Genomic DNA, 20,628 nt, shown 5'->3' on the forward strand with positions numbered 1-20,628 from the left:
CACCACTATCCCGAAAACTTCGCCCGGTATGCCCAGAGGCCGAGCGCGGGGTTGCTAATGAAAAAGACCTCTTCTCCATCCGGCATCCGGTTCCAGCCATTCTGGAGCCGATCTAGATTGTAGCGCGCGGCCATCTCCGCGTACGGACTGGCATCAAACCCGACGGCGCGCACCGCGTCCAGTCCCATCCCGTCGCCCGGACAATAGGTGATGTGGAAGCGGTCCTCCGACGAGCCGTGGATCAAATGGGCCGCCGCGCCCAGGTTGCCGCGCAGGTCCTCATTCTCCTCAACCGCCTTCAACGTGGCGGGAGTTCCGCGATAGCCGTATTTGCGGATCAGCCCGTCGATCTTCGGGTCCTCACCGAATTCTTTGAGCGCCGGGGCGAGCACGACCAACTCGCCGCCGTCGGCGATCGCCATGCGCGTGCGGTAGATCGCCTTGTTGCCGAGCCAGGTGCTCTGAAACTCATGCGGATCGAGATAGACCACCACTTTCCGGGGCTCGCGTTCGAGCAGGTTGATGTTTACCCGGGCCGCCAGCGCGCAGGCCTCGCGATACACCTGCGCATCATCCCCGGCATAAAAACCGCGCAGATGCATCTGCCGCGTGACGGCATCCTGCTCAACCACCGTGAGTATGTAAGTAATCGGCAGATCCTTTAAAAACGTCTCAACGGCCGTGTTGAAAAGCCGGCGCACCGGCGTATCAGCCCGGCCGAGGATGGTCTCCATGTTGCAGACCGCGCCCAAGAAGTGAGATTTGTTGATGATGTCCGCCCCGCCCGCGCCCACGACGATATTCTTGGTGTAGTTGGCCATGCCGACCACCTCGTGCGGCACGACCTGCCCGATCGACACGATCAGGTCGTAACCCTTGAACAGCCGTTGGCTCACCTCCACCCCGACCGAATACGCAACCTTGCCGCCGGAAAGCTCGGCGAGCAGCGATCCCGGAAGCTCGCCTGCGCGGACAATCCCGTTGCGCCAGTCATGCACCAGGAATGCCGTCAACGGAATCGTGTCGCCAAACATGAGGCGAAGCTGCTTCTCGGTCATGGCATTGTGCGTGCCCAGCGTCGGCATCACGTCCACCCGCACGCCCCGGGCCGTCAGCGCCTCGTAGGCCATCGCGGTGATCGGCCCCGCCTGCGAATTGAGACGGGTGTGATCCGGTGGCAGCAGAAGCACGCGGCGCAGGGGTTCGGGGCGCGAATCCAGGGTCTTTAACACCAGCGCGCGCAGTTCCTCGCTCGAAATAGAAACCTGTTCTCCGCACTGTATGATCATAGGCGCAGGACTCCCGTCACACGACGTAGGTGGATGCGGCGGTGCTGCCGCCGCGGCCGGTCCAATTGGTGTGGAAGAACTGGCCCCGCGGCGCATCCGTGCGCTCATAGGTATGGGCGCCGAAATAATCGCGCTGGGCCTGCAGCAGGTTCGCCGGCAGTCGCGCGCAGCGGTAGCCGTCATAATAGGCCAGCGCCGCACTGATGGCAGGGGTCGGAATCCCCAGCTTCACGGCCATGCGGACGACCCGCCGCCAGCCACCCTGGGCGCGCCGCATCTTGCCGCTGAAGAACGGGTCGAGCAGCAGGTTGGTCAAACCCGGATTGTGGTCAAACGCCTTCTTGATCTTGCCGAGAAACACCGAGCGGATGATGCAGCCGCCGCGCCACATCAACGCGATGCCGCCGTAGTTGAGGTTCCAGCCGTAGGACTGGGCGGCCGCGCGCATGAGTTGATACCCCTGCGCATAGCTGACCAGCTTCGAGGCGTAGAGCGCCTGCTTCAGGTCATTGACAAAGCGCTGACGGGAACCGGTGAACGTCGTCGCTGCCGGGCCGGCGAGCTGCGCCGAAGCCGCCACACGCTCGTCCTTGAGCGCCGAGAGACAGCGGGCGAAGACCGCCTCGCCGATCAGCGTGAGCGGCTGGCCTTCGTCGAGCGCGGCCACGGCCGTCCATTTTCCGGTGCCCTTCTGACCGGCGGTGTCCAAAATGTTCTCCAGCACCGCTTCGCCCGCCTCGGTCCGGTACCCCAGGATGTCGCGGGTGATCTCGATCAGGTAGCTGTCCAGTTCCCCCGTGTTCCAGTCGGCAAAGATGGCGTGCATCTCATCGGCGGTGAGGCCGAGGCCATCCTTCATCACCTGGTAAACCTCGCAGATCATCTGCATGTCGCCGTATTCGATGCCGTTGTGAACCATCTTCACAAAATGACCGGCGCCGCCCTCGCCGACCCACTCGCAGCAGGGCTTGCCGGAGTCGGTCTGCGCCGCGATCTTCTGAAAGATCGGCTTCACGGCGGGCCAGGCTGCGGGTGAACCGCCGGGCATGATCGACGGGCCAAGCAGCGCGCCCTCCTCGCCACCCGAGACGCCCGTGCCGACATACAGCAGCCCCCGGCTTTCCACGTATTGCGCGCGGCGAATGGTGTCGGGAAAATGACTGTTGCCGCCGTCAATGATAATGTCGCCGGGCTCGAGATGGGGAATGATCTGCTCGATGAATTCGTCCACGGCCCGGCCCGCCTTGACCAGCATCATCACCTTGCGCGGACGCTCCAAGCTGGCGCACAACGCCGCGATGCTGTGGCACCCGATGAACTTCTTGCCGGCCCCGCGTCCGCCGATAAACGCATCCACCTTCTCAACCGTGCGGTTGAACACCGCCACCGTAAACCCCTTGCTCTCCATGTTGAGCACCAGGTTCTCGCCCATTACCGCCAAGCCAATCAAGCCGATGTCTGCCTTCATGTGATTCTCCCGTGTTAATTGAAATTACCGTTGGATCCGAGCCGAGCCGCCTGCGGCCAACGCCTTCACCTGGTCCAGCGTCGCCATCGTGGTGTCGCCGGGGTAGGTGGTGAGCAGCGCGCCGTGTGCCCAGCCGAGACGCACCGCGTCGTCAGCCGACACGCCGTTCAGCAGGCCATAGAACAGGCCGGCCGCAAAGCCGTCGCCGCCGCCGACCCGGTCGTACACATCCAGATCGAGCACCGGTGCCTGAGCGACGGTCCCGTTGATCCAGGCCACGGCGCTCCACCGGTGGCGATTCGTCGAGTGCACCTCGCGCAGGGTCGTCGCGACGACTTTGATGTTCGGGTGCTTCCGGACAACCGTGTCGATCATGCCGATGAACGCAGCGGAGTCGAGACCCGTCCGGGCGCTCGCTTCCGGTCCGGGGATGCCGAGCCCAAGCTGCAGGTCCTCCTCGTTGCCGACCAGCACATCCACGTGGCGGAGGATCGGGTCGAGCACGCTCACGGCCCGCTGGTTCCCGCCGAGGATATTCCACAGCTTTGCGCGATAGTTCAGATCAAAGGAAACCACCGCGCCGGCGGCTTTGGCCGCCTTCATCCCCTCCACGATCACCGCAGGCGTCGTGGCGGAGAGCGCGGCAAAGATGCCGCCGCTGTGAAACCAGCGCACGCCGTCGGCAAAGATGGCCCTCCAGTCGAAGTCGCCGGGTTGGAGCCGGGCGGCGGCCTCGTTGCAGCGGTTGTAAAACACCACCGGCGCCCGCGCGCCGCAGCCTCGGTCGCTGAAAACCGTCGCCATGTTCGGACCGTTCACGCCATCGTGCTCGAAGCGCTTGTAGAACGGACGGACGCCCATGGCGCGCACGCGCTCGGCAATCAGATCGCCGACGGGATAATCCACCATCGCCGCCGTGATGCCGGTCTTAAGCCGGAAGCAGTCCGACAAATTGGCCGCGACATTGAATTCGCCGCCGCTGACATGAATCCGGCATTCCGTCGCCTTGCGAAACGGAACCACACCCGAATCGAGCCGATGCACCAGCGCGCCAAGGGAAACAAAATCCAGCGCGCCAACCGGCTTGATGGCCATTCCATAATCCATTGTAAGCTCCTTATTATTAAATACTTAAGAATATACGAAAACAAACGTCATGGGGTCTGCGCCCCGCTCTGCAGGCGGGGGGTATTATGCGGGGGAACAAATCAACAGTCAACGGGTTTTTCTATCCCAAGAGGCGCGTGCAAAACCTCCTTCGTCGGTTCTGCACTCAGTATGCCCAAGAATTCACTTGAATCCAAAACGCACAAGGGCTACAATCAAACATGATTATGATTCCACTTTCCGCACACCTGTCCACCCGGCTCGCCCATGCGGGTTCACGCCACGATCTGGTGGCCGGTGCATCGAGCGTTCCCATCTATCAGGTGTCAACCTTCCACCAGGAGGATCCGGAGCACCTCGGACGCTACGACTACGCCCGCAGCAGCAACCCGACCCGCGCCGCGCTGGAGGAGACGGTCGCCAGCCTTGAGAACGGCGCGCAGGGACTCGCTTTCGCTTCGGGCATGGCCGCCATCTCCTCCACCCTGCTCCTCTTTGCTCCCGGCGACCATCTGATCGTGGGGCGTGACATTTATGGTGGCACCTACCGCATTCTGACCACCCTCTTCAGGCGGTGGAAGTTGGATGTCACGTTTATTGACACCACCGACCCGGAGCAGGTCCGCCGCGCAGTCACCCCCGCCACACGCGCCCTTTTCGTCGAGTCTCCCGCCAATCCGCTCCTGCAAATCACCGACCTGCGGGCCATGGCCGCCATCGCCCGCGAACACGGCCTGCTGGCCATTACCGACAACACCTTCATGACCCCCTTGCTGCAGCGGCCGCTCGACCTGGGTTTCGACATCGTCCTGCACAGCGCCACCAAATTCCTCGGCGGCCACAGCGACCTGATCGCCGGTTTGGCCATAACGCGCGAGGCCGAACTGGGCCGCCGCCTGCGCACCATCCAAAACGCCTTTGGCGCGATCCTCGGTCCGCAGGACGCCTGGCTCCTCCTCCGCGGCATCAAGACCCTCGCCGTTCGCCTCGAGGCGCAGCAGCGCACCGCCACTGCCGTGGCCGCCTGGCTACGGCAGCGCCCCCAGGTGCGGCGCATCTTTTACCCCGGACTGGCCGACCACCCGGGCTGCGCGATTCACGCCGGCCAGGCATCGGGTCCTGGTGCCGTGGTGTCGTTCGAACTGGCCGACCGCGCCGCCGCCGTCGACTTCCTGAAGCGCGTGCGGCTGCCGCTGGTGGCGGTCAGCCTCGGCGGTGTCGAGAGCATCCTCTCCTATCCCGCAACGATGTCGCACGCCGCCATGCCATCCGCCGAACGTCTGGCGCGCGGCATTTCCGACGGCCTCATCCGCTTCTCCGCAGGCCTCGAAACCGTCGAAGACCTGACCGCTGACTTTTCCGCCGCATTCGAGCGAAAGACGGATTTGCGCGTTTGACGAAGATCTGCTAGCTTCTCGCGGTGACTCCTTTGAAAATGATCGACACGGGTGCGTCTGCCTGCCGACAGGAGATCGTGGGGGTCTATGAAAGCGATAGAAGAATCGCAAGAGGCGCGCGGTGAGGAGCAACAGGCCAAGGATCTGCTGCGGATCAAGAACCTGGTCTTCAATGATTCCATCACTGCCATCAGCATCGCCAATCTGGACGGCCTGCTCATGGATGTCAATGTGGCGTTCCTGCGCCTCTGGCGGTATGCAGACCGGGATGACGTGATCGGCAAGCCTATCTCCCATTTTCTCGACGATCCGAGTGAGTGCGCGATCATTCTGGCGTCTCTCAATGAGACCGGCTGCTGGGAGGGGGACTATACCGCGAGGCGTGGCGACGGTACGACCTTCCTGGCCAATGGGCTGGCCACGGTCGTGCACGAGAGAGATGGTCGCGTGATCGGTTACCAGTCATCCGTTCTGGATGTCACCGCGCGCAAGCGGGCCGAGACCTATCGCGGCATCGGCAGCAGGATCCTGCAACTCCTCAACCAGACCGGCACGCTGCAGGAGACCATCCCGCTCGTCGTCGCCGAAGTGAAGCGCCGTGCCGGAGTCGATGCCGTGGGCATTCGCCTGCATGACGGGGAGGACTTTCCCTATTTCGCCCAGGAGGGATTCTCCGATGATTTTCTGCGCACGGAGAACTCGCTGATCGCGCGTGACGCGGAAGTCACGGCATGCTGTGATCGGGAGGGCCGCGTCCAACTGGAATGCGCCTGCGGTCTGGTCCTGACCGGAAAGACCAACCCGGCCCATCCGCTCTTCACGCCCTGGGGCAGCTTCTGGACCGACGATGCGCGGTCGTTGCTGGATCTTCCAGCCGAGCAGGATCCGCGCCTGCACCCGCGCAATGTCTGCATTCATCAGGGCTTCGCCTCCATGGCGCTGGTGCCCATCCGCAACAAGGACCAGATCATGGGTTTGATCCAGCTCAACGACCGCCGTCCGGGACGATTCACGATCGAGACCGTGGAACTCCTGGAAGAGGCAGCGGCGTACATCGGTGCCGGGCTGATGCGCAGACAGACGGATGAGGAGAAGACCCTGTACGCTGTTCAGAGGTCCAAACTGTTGAAAGCTGAAGGGCTGAATCGCATGGCCGGCGCCGTTGCCCACCACTTCAACAACAAGTTGATGGTGGTGATGGGCAACCTGGAGCTCGCCATGCGTGCGATGCCCGAGGATTCGGAACCGGGATCGTATCTGATCCAGGCCATGCAGGGCGCCCGCCAAGCGGCGGATATCAGCACGTTGATGATGACTTACCTCGGCCAGATGAACGGCGTTCATGAGCCGATGGATCTGGCCGGACTCTGCCGGCAACGCCTGCCGGAAATCCGGCGCGATCTGCCCACCCACATTCATTTCAGAACCGATCTGCCCGATCCGGGCCCCATCGTTCTGGGGGACTCGCGCCAGATCCGGCAAATCCTGATCAACCTGATTGCCAACGCCCAGGAGGCCATCGGCACCCAGGCGGGGACCATCCGTCTGGCCGTCAAGACGGTTTCACGGGTGGACATTCCGGACACCGACCGGTTCCCCTTGGAATGGGAGCCGCAGGCCGGCCGGTACGCTTGCCTGGAAATCGAGGATTCGGGCTGCGGCATTGCCGACTCCGACAAGGAAAAGCTGTTTGATCCGTTCTTCTCCACCAAGTTCACTGGCCGGGGTCTGGGCCTGCCCGTGGTGATCGGCATGCTCCGCGGCAACGACGCGGGCATCACGGTTATGAGCGCGATACGGAAGGGCAGTACGTTCCGCGTCTATATGGCGTTGGCCTCAGCCGGCCTCAACCGGCCCGAGCGCACGATCCCGCCCCCGCAACAGGCCCCGGGCGAGCTGGCGGCTCGTAGCGCGAAAACCGGCCCGGTGCTGGTGATCGAGGACGTCCCGGCCATACGCGATGTGGTCGCGATCATGCTCCAGAATCTCGGGCTGACGGTCCTGCTTGCGGACAACGGCGCGGCGGCGGTGGAGCTGTTCCAGCAACATCGATCCGAAATTGGCTGCGTCCTCTGCGACCTGACCATGCCGCACATGGATGGCTGGGCGACGCTGACCGCGCTCCGGGCGCTGCGTCCCGATGTGCCTGTCATACTGGCCAGCGGTTATGACGAGGCGCGGGCTCTGGCGGGCGATCATCCGGAAAGCCCCCAAGCCTTCATCGGCAAGCCGTACAACATGCGGGAACTGCGCGACACGATTGAAAGGGTGCTGGGCGTTCGCCTCACGGACTCATTGGCCGGATGAAAGTCGATGAAGGCGTATCCGCCGGTCACAGCCCGCAGAGGGCGTTCATCATCGCGATGATGAGGCTTCCGGTGATCTGGAAGCTTTTGGGGTCGAGCTTGTCCATCGTGTCCTGGAGCGTGTGCCAGTAGTCGTTCAGGCCCGGGGCGCTGCCAAAGGCGAAATCGATCAGATTGATCGCCGGGAATCCCTGGTCGAGGAAGGGCTGGTGGTCGTCGAGGATGATGCTGCTGCCGAGCGTGACGTGCTGGCGGATACCGAGGCGTTCGGCGCACGCGAGGGCGAGCAGGCGCAAATCCGGTGTTCCGTTCCGGGGGATCTCCAGCAGCAGGTCACGGTCGCCGATCATGTCGGCGAGGATGACCGCGCGCACGGGCAGGCCCTCGCGCCGGAGGTCGCGGGCGAGACGGCGGCTGCCATGGAGACCGTCACGGTCGCTGTACGCGACCGCGCATTCCTCGCCGTCGAGAAAGGCGATCATGATGTTGCACGGCGGGGGCTGGGTCGGGAACTGGCGAGCAAAACGGGCGGCGAGTGCCAGCAGCAGCCCGGTGGATGAGCCGCTGTCGTTGGCGCCGACAAAGGGGGTCTCGTCTGTGTCGCCGGGGACATCGCGCTTGGTGTCGAAGTGCGAGAGCAGAACGATCCAGGGGGCTTGCGGGTTCGCGGCCGGAAAGGTCGCCAGCACGTTGTGAAAGGTGCGGACGCCGGACGGGGTGGCGTCCTCAAATGACGCGATCCGGGCCGTGGAGGCACCCGCCGTCCGCAGCACGCGCTCCAGATAGTCGGCAGCGCGGCGCCCCCCCGGCGTGCCGGCGGCGCGCGGACCGAGGGCGACAAACCGGGCCGTCTGATCAAATGCATCGGCTGCCTCCGCAGCGGTAAACGGCGAAAGGACCTCAGTGATTGGGGCCTGCCGACGGCAACCGCAGACGAGCGCGACCAGCAGTGCGAGGGCAAGCCTGCGGAAAAGCGGGACGGGATGGCGTCGACTCATCGTTCGGAGACTATCGATCCAAATGCGCATGGCGGATAGCGTAGGCGCAAGGCTGCGGGATGTCAATCCCCGGGACGGGGCGTGCAGCAATTCTAATTTTGAGCACATCCGTACAGTCGAAATCGAAATCGCTATCGGGGGCGAATTTCTTGCTTTCTCGTCGATTTCGGTCTCGATCCCGATTTGGATCCCGATAGCGGCTGCCATAATTAGAATTGCTGGAGGTCTTCATATCCGTCTTGCGCTCAGCCCCGTCTATGCCGTATCCTCACGTGCGTGACCGACGCACGGGTCAGGTGGCCCGGGCAAACAGTCCAAACGATAGGAAGTGGCTATGCGTATTCACAGGTCTCAAACACGTCTTTTCCGCATGGGAGTTGTTTCGACGCTGGCGTGCGGGCTTGGCGCCGCCGGGTGTGCGATGGCCGACGCCGGGGAGCGGATGCCGGCGCAGGAGGCGACGATTCAGAAAGCGGCCGGTGCGATGGTCGTGGACGGCAAGTTGGACGAGCAGGCGTGGCAGACCGCCGCGAAGCTCCCGATCGCCGTGCTGCACAACAAGAACGGGAAGACGCTGGAGACGCCCATTGGTTATGCGCGCCTCACATGGGATGATGCGAATGTCTACGTGGCGTTTGATGTGACCGACGACGACATCCGAGCGGTGGGCGCCGGACGTGACGACGTGAACCTGGATGCCCCGAATGATCTCGTCGAAGTCTTTCTCGACGTCCATAACGACGACCACCATTTCTTTGAATTTCACGTCAATCCGTTAAACGGGTTCACCGATCTATTCATCCTGCGACCAGCCAAAGACACTCCGCTCTATCAGCGGCTGCCGCCGTACAAGATCCTGTTCATGAAGGAATATAATCTGCCCGCCTACGAGACGGCCGTCCAGATTCAGGGGACGCTGAACGATTCCGAGCAGAAAGACGCTGGCTGGACAGCGGAGATCCGCTTGCCGTACACGTCGCTGATGCTGCCCAACGGGCAAAAAAAACCGAAAGTTGGCGACCTGTGGCGCGTCCAGCTTGTCATCCAGAACGGCGGAGCGGACAACCGGTATGTGAATTGGTCTCCCACGTATGACAACTGGTACCACCACAGTATTGCGACGTGGGGTCGCATCCGCTTTTCCGAATAACACGGCCCGAAGCCCGTTGCGTCAAAAGAAAACGGTGCCGCTATCCGGCGCCGTTTTTTTTTGACGTCGGGCCATTGGGAAAGGGGACGGGAGACCGTCCGCAATCCCCGTTGACCCGGGAGACGACTCAACGATCAAAAATCAGGTATTGCAGCCCGTCAAAATCTGCCTTATACTCATGCCTCATTTTTTTAAGGAGACTCCTTATGGCGCGCAGCACCCCATTAACTCACGTACGTAACATCGGCATCATGGCTCACATTGACGCCGGCAAAACCACCTGCAGCGAACGCATCCTGTTTTATTCGGGAAAGAACTACAAGATCGGTGAAGTGCATGACGGCGCCGCCACCATGGATTATATGGTTCAGGAGCAGGAGCGCGGCATCACCATCACGTCGGCGGCAACGGTCGTCACCTGGCGCGACCATCAGATCAGCCTGATCGACACCCCTGGCCACGTGGATTTCACGGCTGAGGTCGAGCGGTCGTTGCGCGTGCTCGACGGCGCGGTCGCGCTGTTTTGTGCCGTGGGCGGCGTCCAGCCGCAGAGCGAACAAGTGTGGCGGCAGTCCGAGAAATACGAAGTGCCGAAACTCTGCTTCATCAACAAGATGGATCGCGTCGGCGCCAATTATTTCGAGGTGATCGACGAAATCCGCAGCGAATTGGGCGGCAATCCTGTGCCGATGGTCTATCCGGTCGGGCAGGGCGAGGCGTTCGCGGGCGTCATCGATCTCCTGAACATGCGGCGGTGCATCTTTGATGAGGCGTCCAAGGGCGTGAAGATTGTCTATGCGGAGATTCCTGCTGAGTTGCTGGAGGAGTGCCGGAAATGGCGCAAGAATATTGTTGAGAAGGCCGCCGAGCAGGATGACGCCCTGATGGAGAAGTACTTTGCCGAGGGCGATCTCCCCATGGCGGACATCCTGGCCGGTCTACGGAAGGGAACGGTATCCCGTGCGATCGTCCCCGTCTATTGCGGAACAGCCTTCAAAAACAAGGGCGTCCAGTTGCTGCTGGATGCCGTGTGCGATTTTCTCCCCTCGCCGTTGGATGTCGGCGCGGTCCATGCCAACGATGATCAGACGAAGGTGCGGCAGCCCGACGACAATGAGCCGTTCTCAGCCCTCGCGTTCAAGGTGATGTCGGACAAGCATATGGGCCGGATCATTTTCATCCGCATTTATTCAGGGACCCTGCGGATCGGCGACACACTCAAGAACAGCTCGCAGGACATCGATGTGCGCGTCGGCCGCCTGCTGCGCATGCATGCCAACCGGCAGGAGGCGATCGACGAGGCGAACGCAGGCGAAATTGTCGCCGTGGTCGGCCTCGGCAAGACGCGCACGGGCGACACGCTGTGTGATCGCGCACACCCGATCATTCTGGAGAACATCGAGTTCCCGGCGCCGGTGATTTCGATCGCCATCCGGCCGGGGACGCGGAATGACAACGATAAACTGGGCGCGTCGCTGCACACGCTGGCCGAGGAAGACCCGACCTTCTTTGTGAAGTATGACCGCGAGACCGGCGAGACCGTCATCTCGGGAATGGGCGAACTGCATCTCGAAATCATTGTTGATCGCCTGCGCCGGGAATTCAACGTGGCCTGCGAGGTTGGCCGCCCCGAGGTCGCCTTCCGCGAGACGATCACCCAAGCGGTCGATGGCGAATACAAGCATGTCAAGCAGTCGGGCGGCCGCGGTCAGTATGCCCATGTCTGTCTGAAGATCGTCCCGCAGCCGGCCGGCACGGGCTTCTCGTTTGTCAGCGAGGTCAAGGGCGGAACGATTCCTACCGAGTACATTCCTGCTGTGGAGAAGGGGGTCATCAAGGCGCTGGAATCCGGCCCGTATGCGGGATATCCAGTGGTCGATGTGCAGGTCATCGTCTACGACGGCTCCTATCACGAGGTTGACTCGAACGAGTTTGCGTTCATCGAGGCGGCCCGCGTCTGCTTCCGCCAGGCTTTTATGCAAGGCGCTCCGGAGTTGCTCGAACCGGTCATGGCGGTCGAAGTGACGGTACCCGAAGACTACATGGGCGCGGCCACGGGCTCGCTCTGCCAGCGCCGCGGACGCGTCGAGGGCATGGAGGACAAGGGGGGCGCGAAGCTGGTCAACGGCACGGTGCCGCTTGGCGAGATGTTCGGCTATTCCAACACGATCCGCACGCTCACGCAGGGCCGCGGCTCGTTTGTGATGGCGTTCGAACGCTACGAGGCGGTGCCCTACGAGCTGACGGAGACGATCATCGAGAAGCGCCGCAAGGAAAACAAGATCCGCGGCTAGCCCTTTCGATAATACCCGCCCGTGGTGACGGTGCGGAAGCCGAACCGGTTGTAAAACGCCTCCAGCGGCTTGTCCCGTTCGGTGAGCAGGAAGAAGCGCGTGGCCCCGCGCCGCGCCTCTTCCGCCAACCCCATCTGCAGCAGCGCGCGGCCCAGGCCGCGCCCGCGTTCCGAGCGGAGCGTGCCGACATTGTAGAGCCCGGTCAGGCCGCCTCGAGACACGGCTGAGAGCAGACCCTTCGGCACCCCCGATTCTCGGACGAGCCAGTGGCGGATTTCCATCCATCCGCCTGCGTCCGGCACGCTGTCCGGTATCGGCACAGACGCGCCGGGGTCGGGATCCCCGTCCCAGAACGCATCGGCGTAAAGCCGGTTGAAGATCTCAGCGTCGGCCGCCGTCTCAACCCGCGTGAGCGAGAGGCCGGGCATCGGGGGCGCCGGGTCGGCGCCGTCGCGCGCCATCCAGCGGTCGGCGCTGAAACGACGCCACGGGGCGGGCAGCGGATGGGTCTGCGCGGCCTCGTCACGGTCCGCGAGATACCAGATCGGCTCGCGGCCCCGCGCCTCAAATTCGCGGGCGATGCGAGCTTCGTGTCGTAGGGCCACGTCGGCATCGAGCACGGCAAACAGATTCCATGTCGGATCGGACTCGTGCGCAGAGAAGATCCACACGCCCGAACCGTCGGCGGCCCGCGCCGCCTCGTCGATGAACATGCCGCGCTGGGCCTCGATATGGAAAGCCAGTAGTTCCCGGAATGTGGTGTTCATGTGAAAAGCGGCTCCAACCGGTAGCGCGGCAGCCGCCGCTCGGGGAGGTAGGATCGTTTGGAGCGGCGCAAGCCCGGTATGCCCATGTCCTGCTCAATATTAAGCCAGACGCAGCGGTTCGCCAGATGGCGTGCCACCGCCACCCGCATCGCCTGAGCCGCCCCCGGGATACGCCGATCGGCCTTCTCGAAATGGACATTGCCGATCTCGGACCGGGTGAAGCTGAAAAGCGAGCAGGCGAGAAGTGCGCCATCGGCGGCGGCGAGTGCCAGCCCTTCCAGACCGAGCGCATCAAAATGGGCGAAGGCTCGCCGCAAGGCGTCGGCTTCGTCGGACAGCGCGCCCGCCGGATGCGCGGCATCGGCTCGCAGGGCAAGCTCCAGCGTCTCCTGCCGATTGACCGGGGTGATCGGAACACCACGCCACCCCGGGACGTGTTCGTCAAAGCGGCGGATGAGACGCCGGGTGTTCTGATGGCCACGGCCAGCAAGGGCCGCCACGCTGGCTGTCCGCAGCAGATAGTCGTCCTCGTCCTCCGTCGTGCTCACCGCATAACGCGCGGACAACGCATCGGCGTGGCGCGTGACATACTCCTGCGGCACATCGCCCCACGCCAGCCGCAAACCGGTGCGTTCGGCCATCTCAGCCCGAACGGCCTCCAGTTCTACAGGTTCGAACGGCTCGCCGAACGGAAACAGCAGCGTGCTGACACGGCGGTTGCAGACCACGCGACGGCCGGCGATCCCGGTGTGGACGGTGTCGTATACCCCGCTCCAGATGAACAGGTTGCAGAAGTTGCATTCACAGCTCCAGCGGCCCTGCACCGCTAGGGCCGCCTCGAACAGGCCGCGCTGATCCAATGAAACGGGTTGTAGGGGTGTCGAATTCATCACGGCTTAGACCGGCAGAAGGCGCTTCATGGGTCGAATGGTAACACAGCCACCCGCAACGGGCAATTCACGATTCGCGAATGCGCCACCCCGGGGTAGCGTTTTCCTTCGTTGCGTCGCATCTGGAAATCATTGGAAATCATTATTTCCACAAGGTTTGAAAATATATGCTACTATTTCTCTGTCCCTAGGATTCTGAGGATTCTAGCCCGGGGGTCTCGTGATTTCTGCGGCGGTGCACGGTGCACCGGGGCCGATGCGATAGGGAGAACACATGAAAAGAACGATCCGGATAGCGGCTGCGTCCTTGGGACTCGGCGCGGGTTTTTTGTCGGCCGGGACTGTCGGGTGGCGGGGTGACGGCACTGGACGCTTCCCCGGCGTGACCGCGCCGCTGCACTGGGACAAGGCCGAGTGCCTGGTGTGGAAGACGCCCACGCCCAAGTGGTCGAACGCCAGCCCCATTCTGGTGGGCGACCGGATCTTCCTGTGCGCCGAGCCCGACAGCCTGCTCTGCCTGAATAAGCTCACCGGAGAGATCCTGTGGCAGCATTCGAACAGCTACGCAGACATCGCCCCGGAGGCGGATCGTGACGCGATCCGGACGAAGATGGTGCAGGTTGTCGCAATCGACACACGGATGAAAGAGCTCCAGAGCAAGCTGCGCCCACTCGAGAAGACGGCGAAAGAAAAGCCCGGCGATGCGGAGGTCCAGGCTGCGATCACCGCAAACAAAACCGAGCAGAGTGTGCTGCGCGAGGAACGAAAGGCGGTTCAGGACTACGCCATGCCCAGTACCCACGCAGCCAACGGCTTTAGTTCATGCACCCCGGCGACGGACGGGTCCCGCATCTTCGCCTTTTTCGGCAGCGGGGTCGCGGTCGCCTACGATCTCGAGGGAACGCGTCTATGGTCGCGCGTTGTCGAGAAACCAACCGAAGGATGGGGCCACAGCGCGTCGCCGGTTCTGGCCGATGGCCGCCTCGTCATTCAGGTCCGCGATGTCCACGGACTCGATCCCGCCACTGGCAAGACCGTCTGGACGGTCAAATCGAAGCCCCGCTGGGGCGCCTGCGTGGGTGCTGTAATTGACGGTCAGGGGGTCGTGATCACCGCCAACGGCGAGCTCATCCGAGCAAAGGATGGCCTCGTTCTGGCCTCGGGACTGCACGGGCTGGAATACTGCGCGCCGCTGGTTCACGAAGGCGTGGTCTATTTCATCGAGAATGGCGGCAAGGCCTTCCGGCTGCCCGCGAAAGCGGATGGCTCTGAAAAGCCCGAGCTGTTGTGGCAGACTTCCCCCCCCAAAGATCGGTACTACGCCTCGCCGCTCTATCACGACGGCGCAATTTACTGCATCAACCAGAATCGCGTGTATAGCATCATCGATGCGAAAGACGGAAAGGTGCTGAAGAGCCAAGCCATCAAGAGCCTGAAGCAAACGGTGTATCCGAGCGTCACCCTCGCTGGTACGTACATCGTGCTCGCCGCAGAGAGCGGAAGTGCCGTCATTCTGGAGCCTGGCGTCGCGATGAAGGAGGTCGCGACCTCCTCCATGGGGCCCTTCCGATCGACCCCGGTTTTTGACAATGACCGGGTCTACATCCGCACGCATGACGCGATGGTGTGCATTCAACGGTGAAGCCGGGAGCGCCCCATGCAAACGGATCCCATTTTAATGTGCGCCTGTTCGCACGCAGATGTCATACCGGAAGAGAAGAAACGCGCGGTGGCCGCAGGACTGGAACGCTGCGGCCGCCCGGTGGTGATCGCGCCGGATTTGTGCGGCTGTGCTGCCCGGCGGGATCCGGTGTTGCGGGAGATCGCCGACGCCGCTCGCGCGACGGTCATCGCCTGTCATCCGCGGGCCGTCCATGGACTCTTCGCGTGGGCGGGCGCGCCACTCGACCCCGCCCGTGTCCAGTTCCTGGATATGCGCGCGGAGTCCGCCGCAACGCTGCTGGCCGCGATTACCTGCGGGAGCGACACTCCGGCGGCGATCCAGCGCGAACCCGACACGGCGGCCAGCGTTGGGGATTTCTGGCGGCCGTGGTTTCCAGTCATCGATTACGCGCGATGCGTGAACTGCCGGCAGTGCCTCGAGTTCTGCCTCTTTGGCGTCTACGAGACCGATGCGGACGGCCGCGTCGCGGTCCGCCATCCGGATCACTGCAAAAACAACTGTCCGGCCTGCGCCCGCCTGTGTCCGCAGGCAGCGATCTTATTTCCCAAGATCGACGAGGAGTCGCCTGTGAGCGGCGCCCCCGACGATGCGGCGTCGGCGGCCGGAAAAGTACGGCTGACCCGCGAGCAATTGTTTGGCGCCAACGTCCTCGACAAGCTGCGGGCGCGCCAGCAACGGCCGAGCCTGCTCAAGAACGAACACTACTGAGATCACCATGATGTTTTCGCTCGCCAGACGGATGCTCGTCGAACCGGATGCGCGCATTCTCGCAAAGTTTTCGTATCTCTTCGCCTGGAAAGGCTGCCGCTCCATGGCCGCGTTCCAACGGCGGGCCGCGCGCGGCGAGCGATCGCCCGCCGTGCTCTTCTTCTCCGTGACCGACCGCTGCAATCTGGCCTGCAGGGGGTGTTGGGTCACGCCCGGCCAACCGCCGCGCGAACTCGCTCCCGAAGCCCTGCACGCCGCGATCGGGGAATGGAAACGCGACAACCGGTCGCATTTCTTCGGGCTGCTGGGCGGGGAACCCCTGCTCTATCCGCACCTGATGGAGATTCTCGCCAGCCACAGCGACTGCTATTTTCAAGTCCTCACCAACGGCATGCTGCTGGATAACGCCCGGGCCGCCGCCTTTCGCCGCCTGGGCAACGTGACGCCCCTCATCAGCATCGAGGGCGACCGGCCGACGAGCGACGTGCGGCGCGGCGCGCGCGATGTCTGGCAGCGCGGCATGGATGCCATCGAGGCGTGCCGTCGGAACCGGCTGATCTTTGGCGTGGCGACCAGCATCTGCAAGAACAACCTGGCCGATCTGGCGTCAGACGCGTTTGTCGAGGACATGATCGCGCGCGGCGCGCATTATCTGTGGTACTACATCTACCGTCCGGTCGGCCCCGATCCCGCGCCTGAGCTGGCGCTCGACGAGGCCGACATTCTCACGCTACGACGCTTCCTGGTCGAGGCCCGCAGCCGCCACCCCATCCTGCTGGTGGACGCCTATTGGGATGCCGATGGGCGCGCAATCTGTCCCGCCGCCGAAGGCATCAGTCACCACATCGGCCCCGGTGGCGACATCGAGCCGTGTCCACCCGTGCAGTTCAGTTGTGAGACCCTCAGCGACGGAAACAGCCTCAACGCGCTGTTTCAGAACTCAGCTTTTCTGGAGCAGTTTCGGAAGCGGGCCGCCGCCGAGGGGCGCGGGTGTATCCTGCTGGCCAATCCGGCCGCATTAAGCGACGTGGTGAGCGCGGCGAACGCCCGTGACACGAGCGGCCGAGGTTCGGGACGGCGGGAACTGGCCGCCATGGCTTGTCGGCCGTGTCATGATCTGCCCGGCCAAGAAATTCCTGAGAAGCATTGGCTGTACCGGTTCGCTAAGAAACGATGGTTCTGGGGATTTGGAACCTATGGATGACGCGATCACACGGGACGCGCCGTCCGAAGGGGCGCACGCGCGGAAACGGCAAATCCGGCATTGGCGGGAATTGCGCCAGCACGCCGCTTGCGAAGTCGCCGGACTGAAGGACGTGCCTCCGTTTTCGCTGCGGCATCTGGTGGCGCTGGCTCGATCCCTGGCGAAGCGAATCGGGGTCTGCGACGAGACCGACATCAAACTGCTGGCGATCCTGATCCACAATGAAGCTTGGCGGGGAACGGTTGCCAGAATCCCGTTCAGCAGGCGATTGCTGCTGCTGCCCCAATGTCTGCGGTCGCGCGATGCGTGTCCGGCGGGCCGGGACGAATTCGGATTGCTCTGCGACGCCTGCGGGCGCTGCGCGCTGGGGGCCCTGCAGAGCGAGGCGACGGCGCTGGGTTATGCCGTGCTGATCGCTGAGGGGGCGGAGGCCGTTGCCGGCATGCTCCGGGAGGGGCATGTGGACGCGGTCATCGGCGTGAGTTGTCTGCAGGCCCTGGAGCAGACCTTTTCGAGAATCGCCGACGAAGCGCTTCCCGCCATGGCCGTGCCGCTGCTGCGCGACGGATGCGACACCACTGACGTGGACGTGGATCTGCTGCTCGAATACATTCGTCTGACCGGCCCCGCCACCGACCCACCGGGCCGCTCCGTGGACGCCATGCAGGCGGCCGTGCAGGCCTGGTTCAATCCCGAGGCGCTCCACTCGCTGCTGGGGCCCGAATCCAGCCACGCGCTCCATAGTGCTCGGACGTGGCTGGCCGGATCGGGCAAACGCTGGCGACCGCTCCTGGCCGCTTCTGTGTATGACGCCCTCCAGTATCCCTCGGTCGAGGCCTCGCCGAAGCTGGTTCAGACCATCGCCGTCGCTGTGGAATGTTTTCACAAGGCCTCGCTGATCCACGACGACATCGAGGACAACGATGATTTCCGGAACGGCGCCCCGACGCTGCATCACGAGCACGGCGTGCCCATTGCGCTGAATGCGGGCGATCTGTTGATCGGGATCGGCTACCGGCTGCTCGCAACCTGTCCGGCGGACGAAACCGCCCGCGTGCGGATGCTGACGGCCGCCGCGATGGCGCACTGCGACCTGTGTGTCGGACAAGGCGACGAGCTTCACTGGCGGGGCCGGTCAGATGTGCCGGCATCCGCTGATCTGCTTCAGATGTTCAGCCGCAAGACGGCCCCCGCCTTTGAAGTGGCCCTTCTGATCGGCGCTATTGCCGGCGGTGCCGATGCTGAAACGTGCGCAGCGCTGGCCGACTTCAGCCGCGCGCTCGGCGTTGCTTATCAGATCGGCGACGACCAGCAGGATGTCGAAGAGGATTCGGCCGGAGACCTCGCATCGGGGCAGCAACCTTCCATGATGCTGGCGCTGCTGTTCGAGCGATGCACCGCCGCCGAGCGCCGGGCCATTCAGGATGCCTTGCTGGAGGCACCCCGGTCCGCACGCACGCGGTCATTGACGCAGGCTCTGTTTGAACAGTACCAGGTGGCCGCCGCCGCCGAGGCGTTGCGGGAAGATTACCGTGACCGCGCCTTGCAGGCGCTGGCCCCGATCCGAGTCGTCCGGCTAAAGAGCCTGCTGACGCGGCTGGTCAAACGCATTCTCCCCCGAACTGAGCGAGGCGCCGATGTCCGCGAAAGCCCCCGTGCCTGACATCATCGCCGCCGCCGCCCAGGCCCGCATTCTGATCAGTTCGGAAGGCGCGGCTCGTGTGGCTGCCTTTTTTCTGTCGGCGCGCGGCGCGGCCGGTCTCTTTCGCGACCGGGCCGGCCGGCCGGATCTCTATTACTCGGTCTTCGGCCTCGGGGGGCTGATCGCGCTGGGGGTCGGCCTGCCGCAACCCCGTGACGTACGACGGTGTCTCGACGCGGAGGCCGGCGTCACGAAGGAAGAATCGTTCACAGACTGTGTTTCGCGCATCCGGTGTCTTCGCTGTCTGAATCTTCTGGGGGATGTGCAACCGGGAGACGCGCTGAAGTTCGAGCAATCCGTCGCCCGTCTGGAGCGCTATCGCAGCGCCGATGGTGGATACTCGCATGAACGCGAACACGCCCCACAGGGGACAGTCTACGCCGCCTATCTGGTCGAACAGGCCCATCGGGATGCCGGAATCGCCTGGCGCGATCCCGAGCGAACGATCACCGCACTCGACACGCTTTGCACACCCGACGGCGGCTACACCAATCATTCCGGAACACCGCGCGGCTCCACGACCGCCACCGCTGCCGCTGCGGTGCTGTTGATCCGGCATGGAAAATGCCAACCGGCGCGTCGGGCGGTGGACTATCTGGCGAGGCAGCGTCATCCCGACGGCGGCTACCGGGCATCGCAAGCGGCGCCGCTGCCCGACCTGCTCTCAACCGCAACCGCGCTCTACGCCGAAAGCCTGTGCGAACCGCTCACGGATAAACCGCCCTTTCGCCCGACCGCCGCTTTCATCGAAGGACTCTGGAACGGCGATAGCGGATTCCGCAGCCAGGCAGCCGATCCGGTCTCTGACGTCGAATACACCTTCTACGCGCTGCTCGCTCTCGGCGCGCTGGCGGCGATCCATCCGTCTCAACCGAAGGCCCTTCCCCCGGCAGCAGTGAGCTGTCAAACATCGTTGTAACGGAACGTGCGGGTGCCAGTGGCAGTTGTGATGGAAAGGGCGTACTGAAGCGATCGTTCCTTCCCCAGTCGGTGACCCATTCGGGAGATGGCCTTGCTCACCGCATGCGCGGACATCCCCGTGTGCTCCCCTAACTCGGCCAATGTGAGCGCACAGTGCCGCCGCCCCAGCCAGAGGGCGATGTCCCGCCCCCGTCCGTTACCCCAGCGCCAGACGGAAGCGTCCGCGCCCGCCGGGCTGCGGACGCCCGCCACAGCACGGGCGATCTCGCCGAAGGGCAGCAGTCGCCGCCACGCGCGCGCGTTGGTCCCCGGAGACGACCGACCGAGGATCCCCGCGCGCACCCGCCGCACGAATTCAGTCCCGCCGATCACGAGGGCGCTACTCAAACGCGCGCCCGCGCCCTCTCGCACGCTTTGAGCCACCGCCCCCTCCGCCTGCCTGCGATACTCCGCCCTCACGCCCCCCGCGCTCGCTAGGAGCGTGCCACAGGTCAACCACTCCTGCGCCGACGCGTAGCCCGCGTAGGCTCGGTAGGAACTCCAGCGGTAGGTGCGCAACACCGCCAACCGACGGCGCAACACCGACTCCGGTGTGTCGTCAGGGAGCCCCTCCCGCGACGCCGCCCGATCCGCTTTCGAGAGACCGAGCGCGGCCACCCGAATCGGATTCAAATGGATGTACATCCCGCACTGTTCGGCCCACGCGCCTCCGTCCTCCACGGGCACGCTCCCGAACCGCGCCT

At 63.8% G+C, this 20,628-nt stretch carries 16 protein-coding genes; 9 read left to right on the forward strand and 7 right to left on the reverse strand.

Annotated features, from left to right (window positions below; genetic code table 11):
• Nucleotides 1–5 precede the first annotated feature (5 nt).
• From FJ222_01540 to FJ222_01550, 3 genes are read right to left on the reverse strand one after another with little or no spacing between them, the layout of a single operon-like run.
• Entirely contained in the window at nt 6–1,289 is a 1,284-nt protein-coding gene (locus FJ222_01540; GenBank protein ID MBM4163116.1) for a DUF2088 domain-containing protein, read from the reverse strand.
• Nucleotides 1,290–1,305: 16 nt separating this feature from the next.
• The gene (gnd, locus tag FJ222_01545) at nt 1,306–2,757 is read right to left on the reverse strand and encodes a decarboxylating NADP(+)-dependent phosphogluconate dehydrogenase (GenBank protein MBM4163117.1); all 1,452 of its coding nucleotides are present in this window, start codon (nt 2,755–2,757) and stop codon (nt 1,306–1,308) included.
• A 24-nt stretch (nt 2,758–2,781) separates the two neighbouring features.
• The gene (locus tag FJ222_01550) at nt 2,782–3,864 is read right to left on the reverse strand and encodes a sugar kinase (GenBank protein ID MBM4163118.1); all 1,083 of its coding nucleotides are present in this window, start codon (nt 3,862–3,864) and stop codon (nt 2,782–2,784) included.
• Between the two features lie 227 nt (nt 3,865–4,091).
• Here FJ222_01550 and FJ222_01555 point away from each other — a divergent pair, with 227 nt between their 5' ends.
• Nucleotides 4,092–5,261 (forward strand): methionine biosynthesis PLP-dependent protein, encoded by a 1,170-nt coding sequence (locus FJ222_01555; GenBank protein ID MBM4163119.1) that lies wholly within the window; start codon nt 4,092–4,094, stop codon nt 5,259–5,261.
• An 87-nt stretch (nt 5,262–5,348) separates the two neighbouring features.
• Nucleotides 5,349–7,568 carry a response regulator gene (locus FJ222_01560; GenBank protein ID MBM4163120.1) on the forward strand — a complete coding sequence of 740 codons (2,220 nt, stop codon included), beginning with the start codon at nt 5,349–5,351 and terminating at the stop codon, nt 7,566–7,568.
• A gap of 25 nt (nt 7,569–7,593) precedes the next feature.
• Here the strand turns inward: FJ222_01560 and FJ222_01565 are convergent, their stop codons facing one another.
• Complete coding sequence (locus FJ222_01565) at nt 7,594–8,772, reverse strand: M28 family peptidase (protein MBM4163121.1); 1,179 nt, start codon at nt 8,770–8,772, stop codon at nt 7,594–7,596.
• A gap of 127 nt (nt 8,773–8,899) precedes the next feature.
• Between FJ222_01565 and FJ222_01570 the strand changes: the two genes are divergently transcribed.
• Both FJ222_01570 and fusA read left to right on the forward strand, forming a co-directional pair.
• A complete protein-coding gene (locus FJ222_01570) occupies nt 8,900–9,715 on the forward strand; it encodes a hypothetical protein (GenBank protein MBM4163122.1) in 816 nt (271 codons plus the stop codon).
• A gap of 206 nt (nt 9,716–9,921) precedes the next feature.
• The gene (gene fusA / locus FJ222_01575) at nt 9,922–12,009 is read left to right on the forward strand and encodes an elongation factor G (GenBank protein ID MBM4163123.1); all 2,088 of its coding nucleotides are present in this window, start codon (nt 9,922–9,924) and stop codon (nt 12,007–12,009) included.
• Here fusA and FJ222_01580 read toward each other — a convergent pair.
• Nucleotides 12,006–12,776 (reverse strand): GNAT family N-acetyltransferase, encoded by a 771-nt coding sequence (locus FJ222_01580; protein ID MBM4163124.1) that lies wholly within the window; start codon nt 12,774–12,776, stop codon nt 12,006–12,008. The two genes, fusA and FJ222_01580, sit on opposite strands and share 4 nt — an antisense overlap.
• Nucleotides 12,773–13,666 (reverse strand): DUF2156 domain-containing protein, encoded by an 894-nt coding sequence (locus tag FJ222_01585; protein MBM4163125.1) that lies wholly within the window; start codon nt 13,664–13,666, stop codon nt 12,773–12,775. The genes FJ222_01580 and FJ222_01585 overlap by 4 nt, the downstream gene beginning before the upstream one ends.
• A 274-nt stretch (nt 13,667–13,940) precedes the next feature.
• Here FJ222_01585 and FJ222_01590 point away from each other — a divergent pair, with 274 nt between their 5' ends.
• From FJ222_01590 to FJ222_01610, 5 genes are read left to right on the forward strand one after another with little or no spacing between them, the layout of a single operon-like run.
• A complete protein-coding gene (locus FJ222_01590; protein ID MBM4163126.1) occupies nt 13,941–15,308 on the forward strand; it encodes a hypothetical protein in 1,368 nt (455 codons plus the stop codon).
• A gap of 15 nt (nt 15,309–15,323) precedes the next feature.
• Nucleotides 15,324–16,058: a hypothetical protein gene (locus FJ222_01595; GenBank protein MBM4163127.1), complete on the forward strand. Its 735-nt coding sequence runs from the start codon at nt 15,324–15,326 to the stop codon at nt 16,056–16,058.
• A 7-nt stretch (nt 16,059–16,065) separates the two neighbouring features.
• On the forward strand, nt 16,066–17,262 hold the full coding sequence (locus FJ222_01600; GenBank protein MBM4163128.1) for a radical SAM protein: 1,197 nt from the start codon (nt 16,066–16,068) through the stop codon (nt 17,260–17,262).
• Nucleotides 17,108–18,925 carry a DUF116 domain-containing protein gene (locus FJ222_01605; GenBank protein ID MBM4163129.1) on the forward strand — a complete coding sequence of 606 codons (1,818 nt, stop codon included), beginning with the start codon at nt 17,108–17,110 and terminating at the stop codon, nt 18,923–18,925. Before FJ222_01600 ends, FJ222_01605 begins: the two co-directional genes overlap by 155 nt.
• On the forward strand, nt 18,900–19,883 hold the full coding sequence (locus FJ222_01610; GenBank protein ID MBM4163130.1) for a hypothetical protein: 984 nt from the start codon (nt 18,900–18,902) through the stop codon (nt 19,881–19,883). Before FJ222_01605 ends, FJ222_01610 begins: the two co-directional genes overlap by 26 nt.
• Here the strand turns inward: FJ222_01610 and FJ222_01615 are convergent.
• Nucleotides 19,868–20,605 carry a hypothetical protein gene (locus tag FJ222_01615; protein ID MBM4163131.1) on the reverse strand — a complete coding sequence of 246 codons (738 nt, stop codon included), beginning with the start codon at nt 20,603–20,605 and terminating at the stop codon, nt 19,868–19,870. The two genes, FJ222_01610 and FJ222_01615, sit on opposite strands and share 16 nt — an antisense overlap.
• Nucleotides 20,606–20,628 lie beyond the last annotated feature (23 nt).

It is taken from the genome of Lentisphaerota bacterium (genome assembly GCA_016873675.1).
GTDB lineage: Bacteria > Verrucomicrobiota > Kiritimatiellia > RFP12 > JAAYNR01 > VGWG01.

Bases quoted from the DNA above. Each gene is read 5' to 3' on its own strand.
- FJ222_01580 (MBM4163124.1), bottom strand. From the start codon at position 12,776: ATGAACACCACATTCCGGGAACTACTGGCTTTCCATATCGAGGCCCAG.
- FJ222_01565 (MBM4163121.1), bottom strand. From the start codon at position 8,772: ATGGCAGCCGCTATCGGGATCCAAATCGGGATCGAGACCGAAATCGAC.
- FJ222_01600 (MBM4163128.1), top strand. From the start codon at position 16,066: ATGATGTTTTCGCTCGCCAGACGGATGCTCGTCGAACCGGATGCGCGC.
- fusA (MBM4163123.1), top strand. From the start codon at position 9,922: ATGGCGCGCAGCACCCCATTAACTCACGTACGTAACATCGGCATCATG.
- FJ222_01595 (MBM4163127.1), top strand. From the start codon at position 15,324: ATGCAAACGGATCCCATTTTAATGTGCGCCTGTTCGCACGCAGATGTC.
- FJ222_01570 (MBM4163122.1), top strand. From the start codon at position 8,900: ATGCGTATTCACAGGTCTCAAACACGTCTTTTCCGCATGGGAGTTGTT.
- FJ222_01590 (MBM4163126.1), top strand. From the start codon at position 13,941: ATGAAAAGAACGATCCGGATAGCGGCTGCGTCCTTGGGACTCGGCGCG.
- FJ222_01610 (MBM4163130.1), top strand. From the start codon at position 18,900: ATGTCCGCGAAAGCCCCCGTGCCTGACATCATCGCCGCCGCCGCCCAG.
- FJ222_01560 (MBM4163120.1), top strand. From the start codon at position 5,349: ATGAAAGCGATAGAAGAATCGCAAGAGGCGCGCGGTGAGGAGCAACAG.
- FJ222_01585 (MBM4163125.1), bottom strand. From the start codon at position 13,666: ATGAATTCGACACCCCTACAACCCGTTTCATTGGATCAGCGCGGCCTG.
- gnd (MBM4163117.1), bottom strand. From the start codon at position 2,757: ATGAAGGCAGACATCGGCTTGATTGGCTTGGCGGTAATGGGCGAGAAC.
- FJ222_01550 (MBM4163118.1), bottom strand. From the start codon at position 3,864: ATGGATTATGGAATGGCCATCAAGCCGGTTGGCGCGCTGGATTTTGTT.
- FJ222_01555 (MBM4163119.1), top strand. From the start codon at position 4,092: ATGATTCCACTTTCCGCACACCTGTCCACCCGGCTCGCCCATGCGGGT.
- FJ222_01540 (MBM4163116.1), bottom strand. From the start codon at position 1,289: ATGATCATACAGTGCGGAGAACAGGTTTCTATTTCGAGCGAGGAACTG.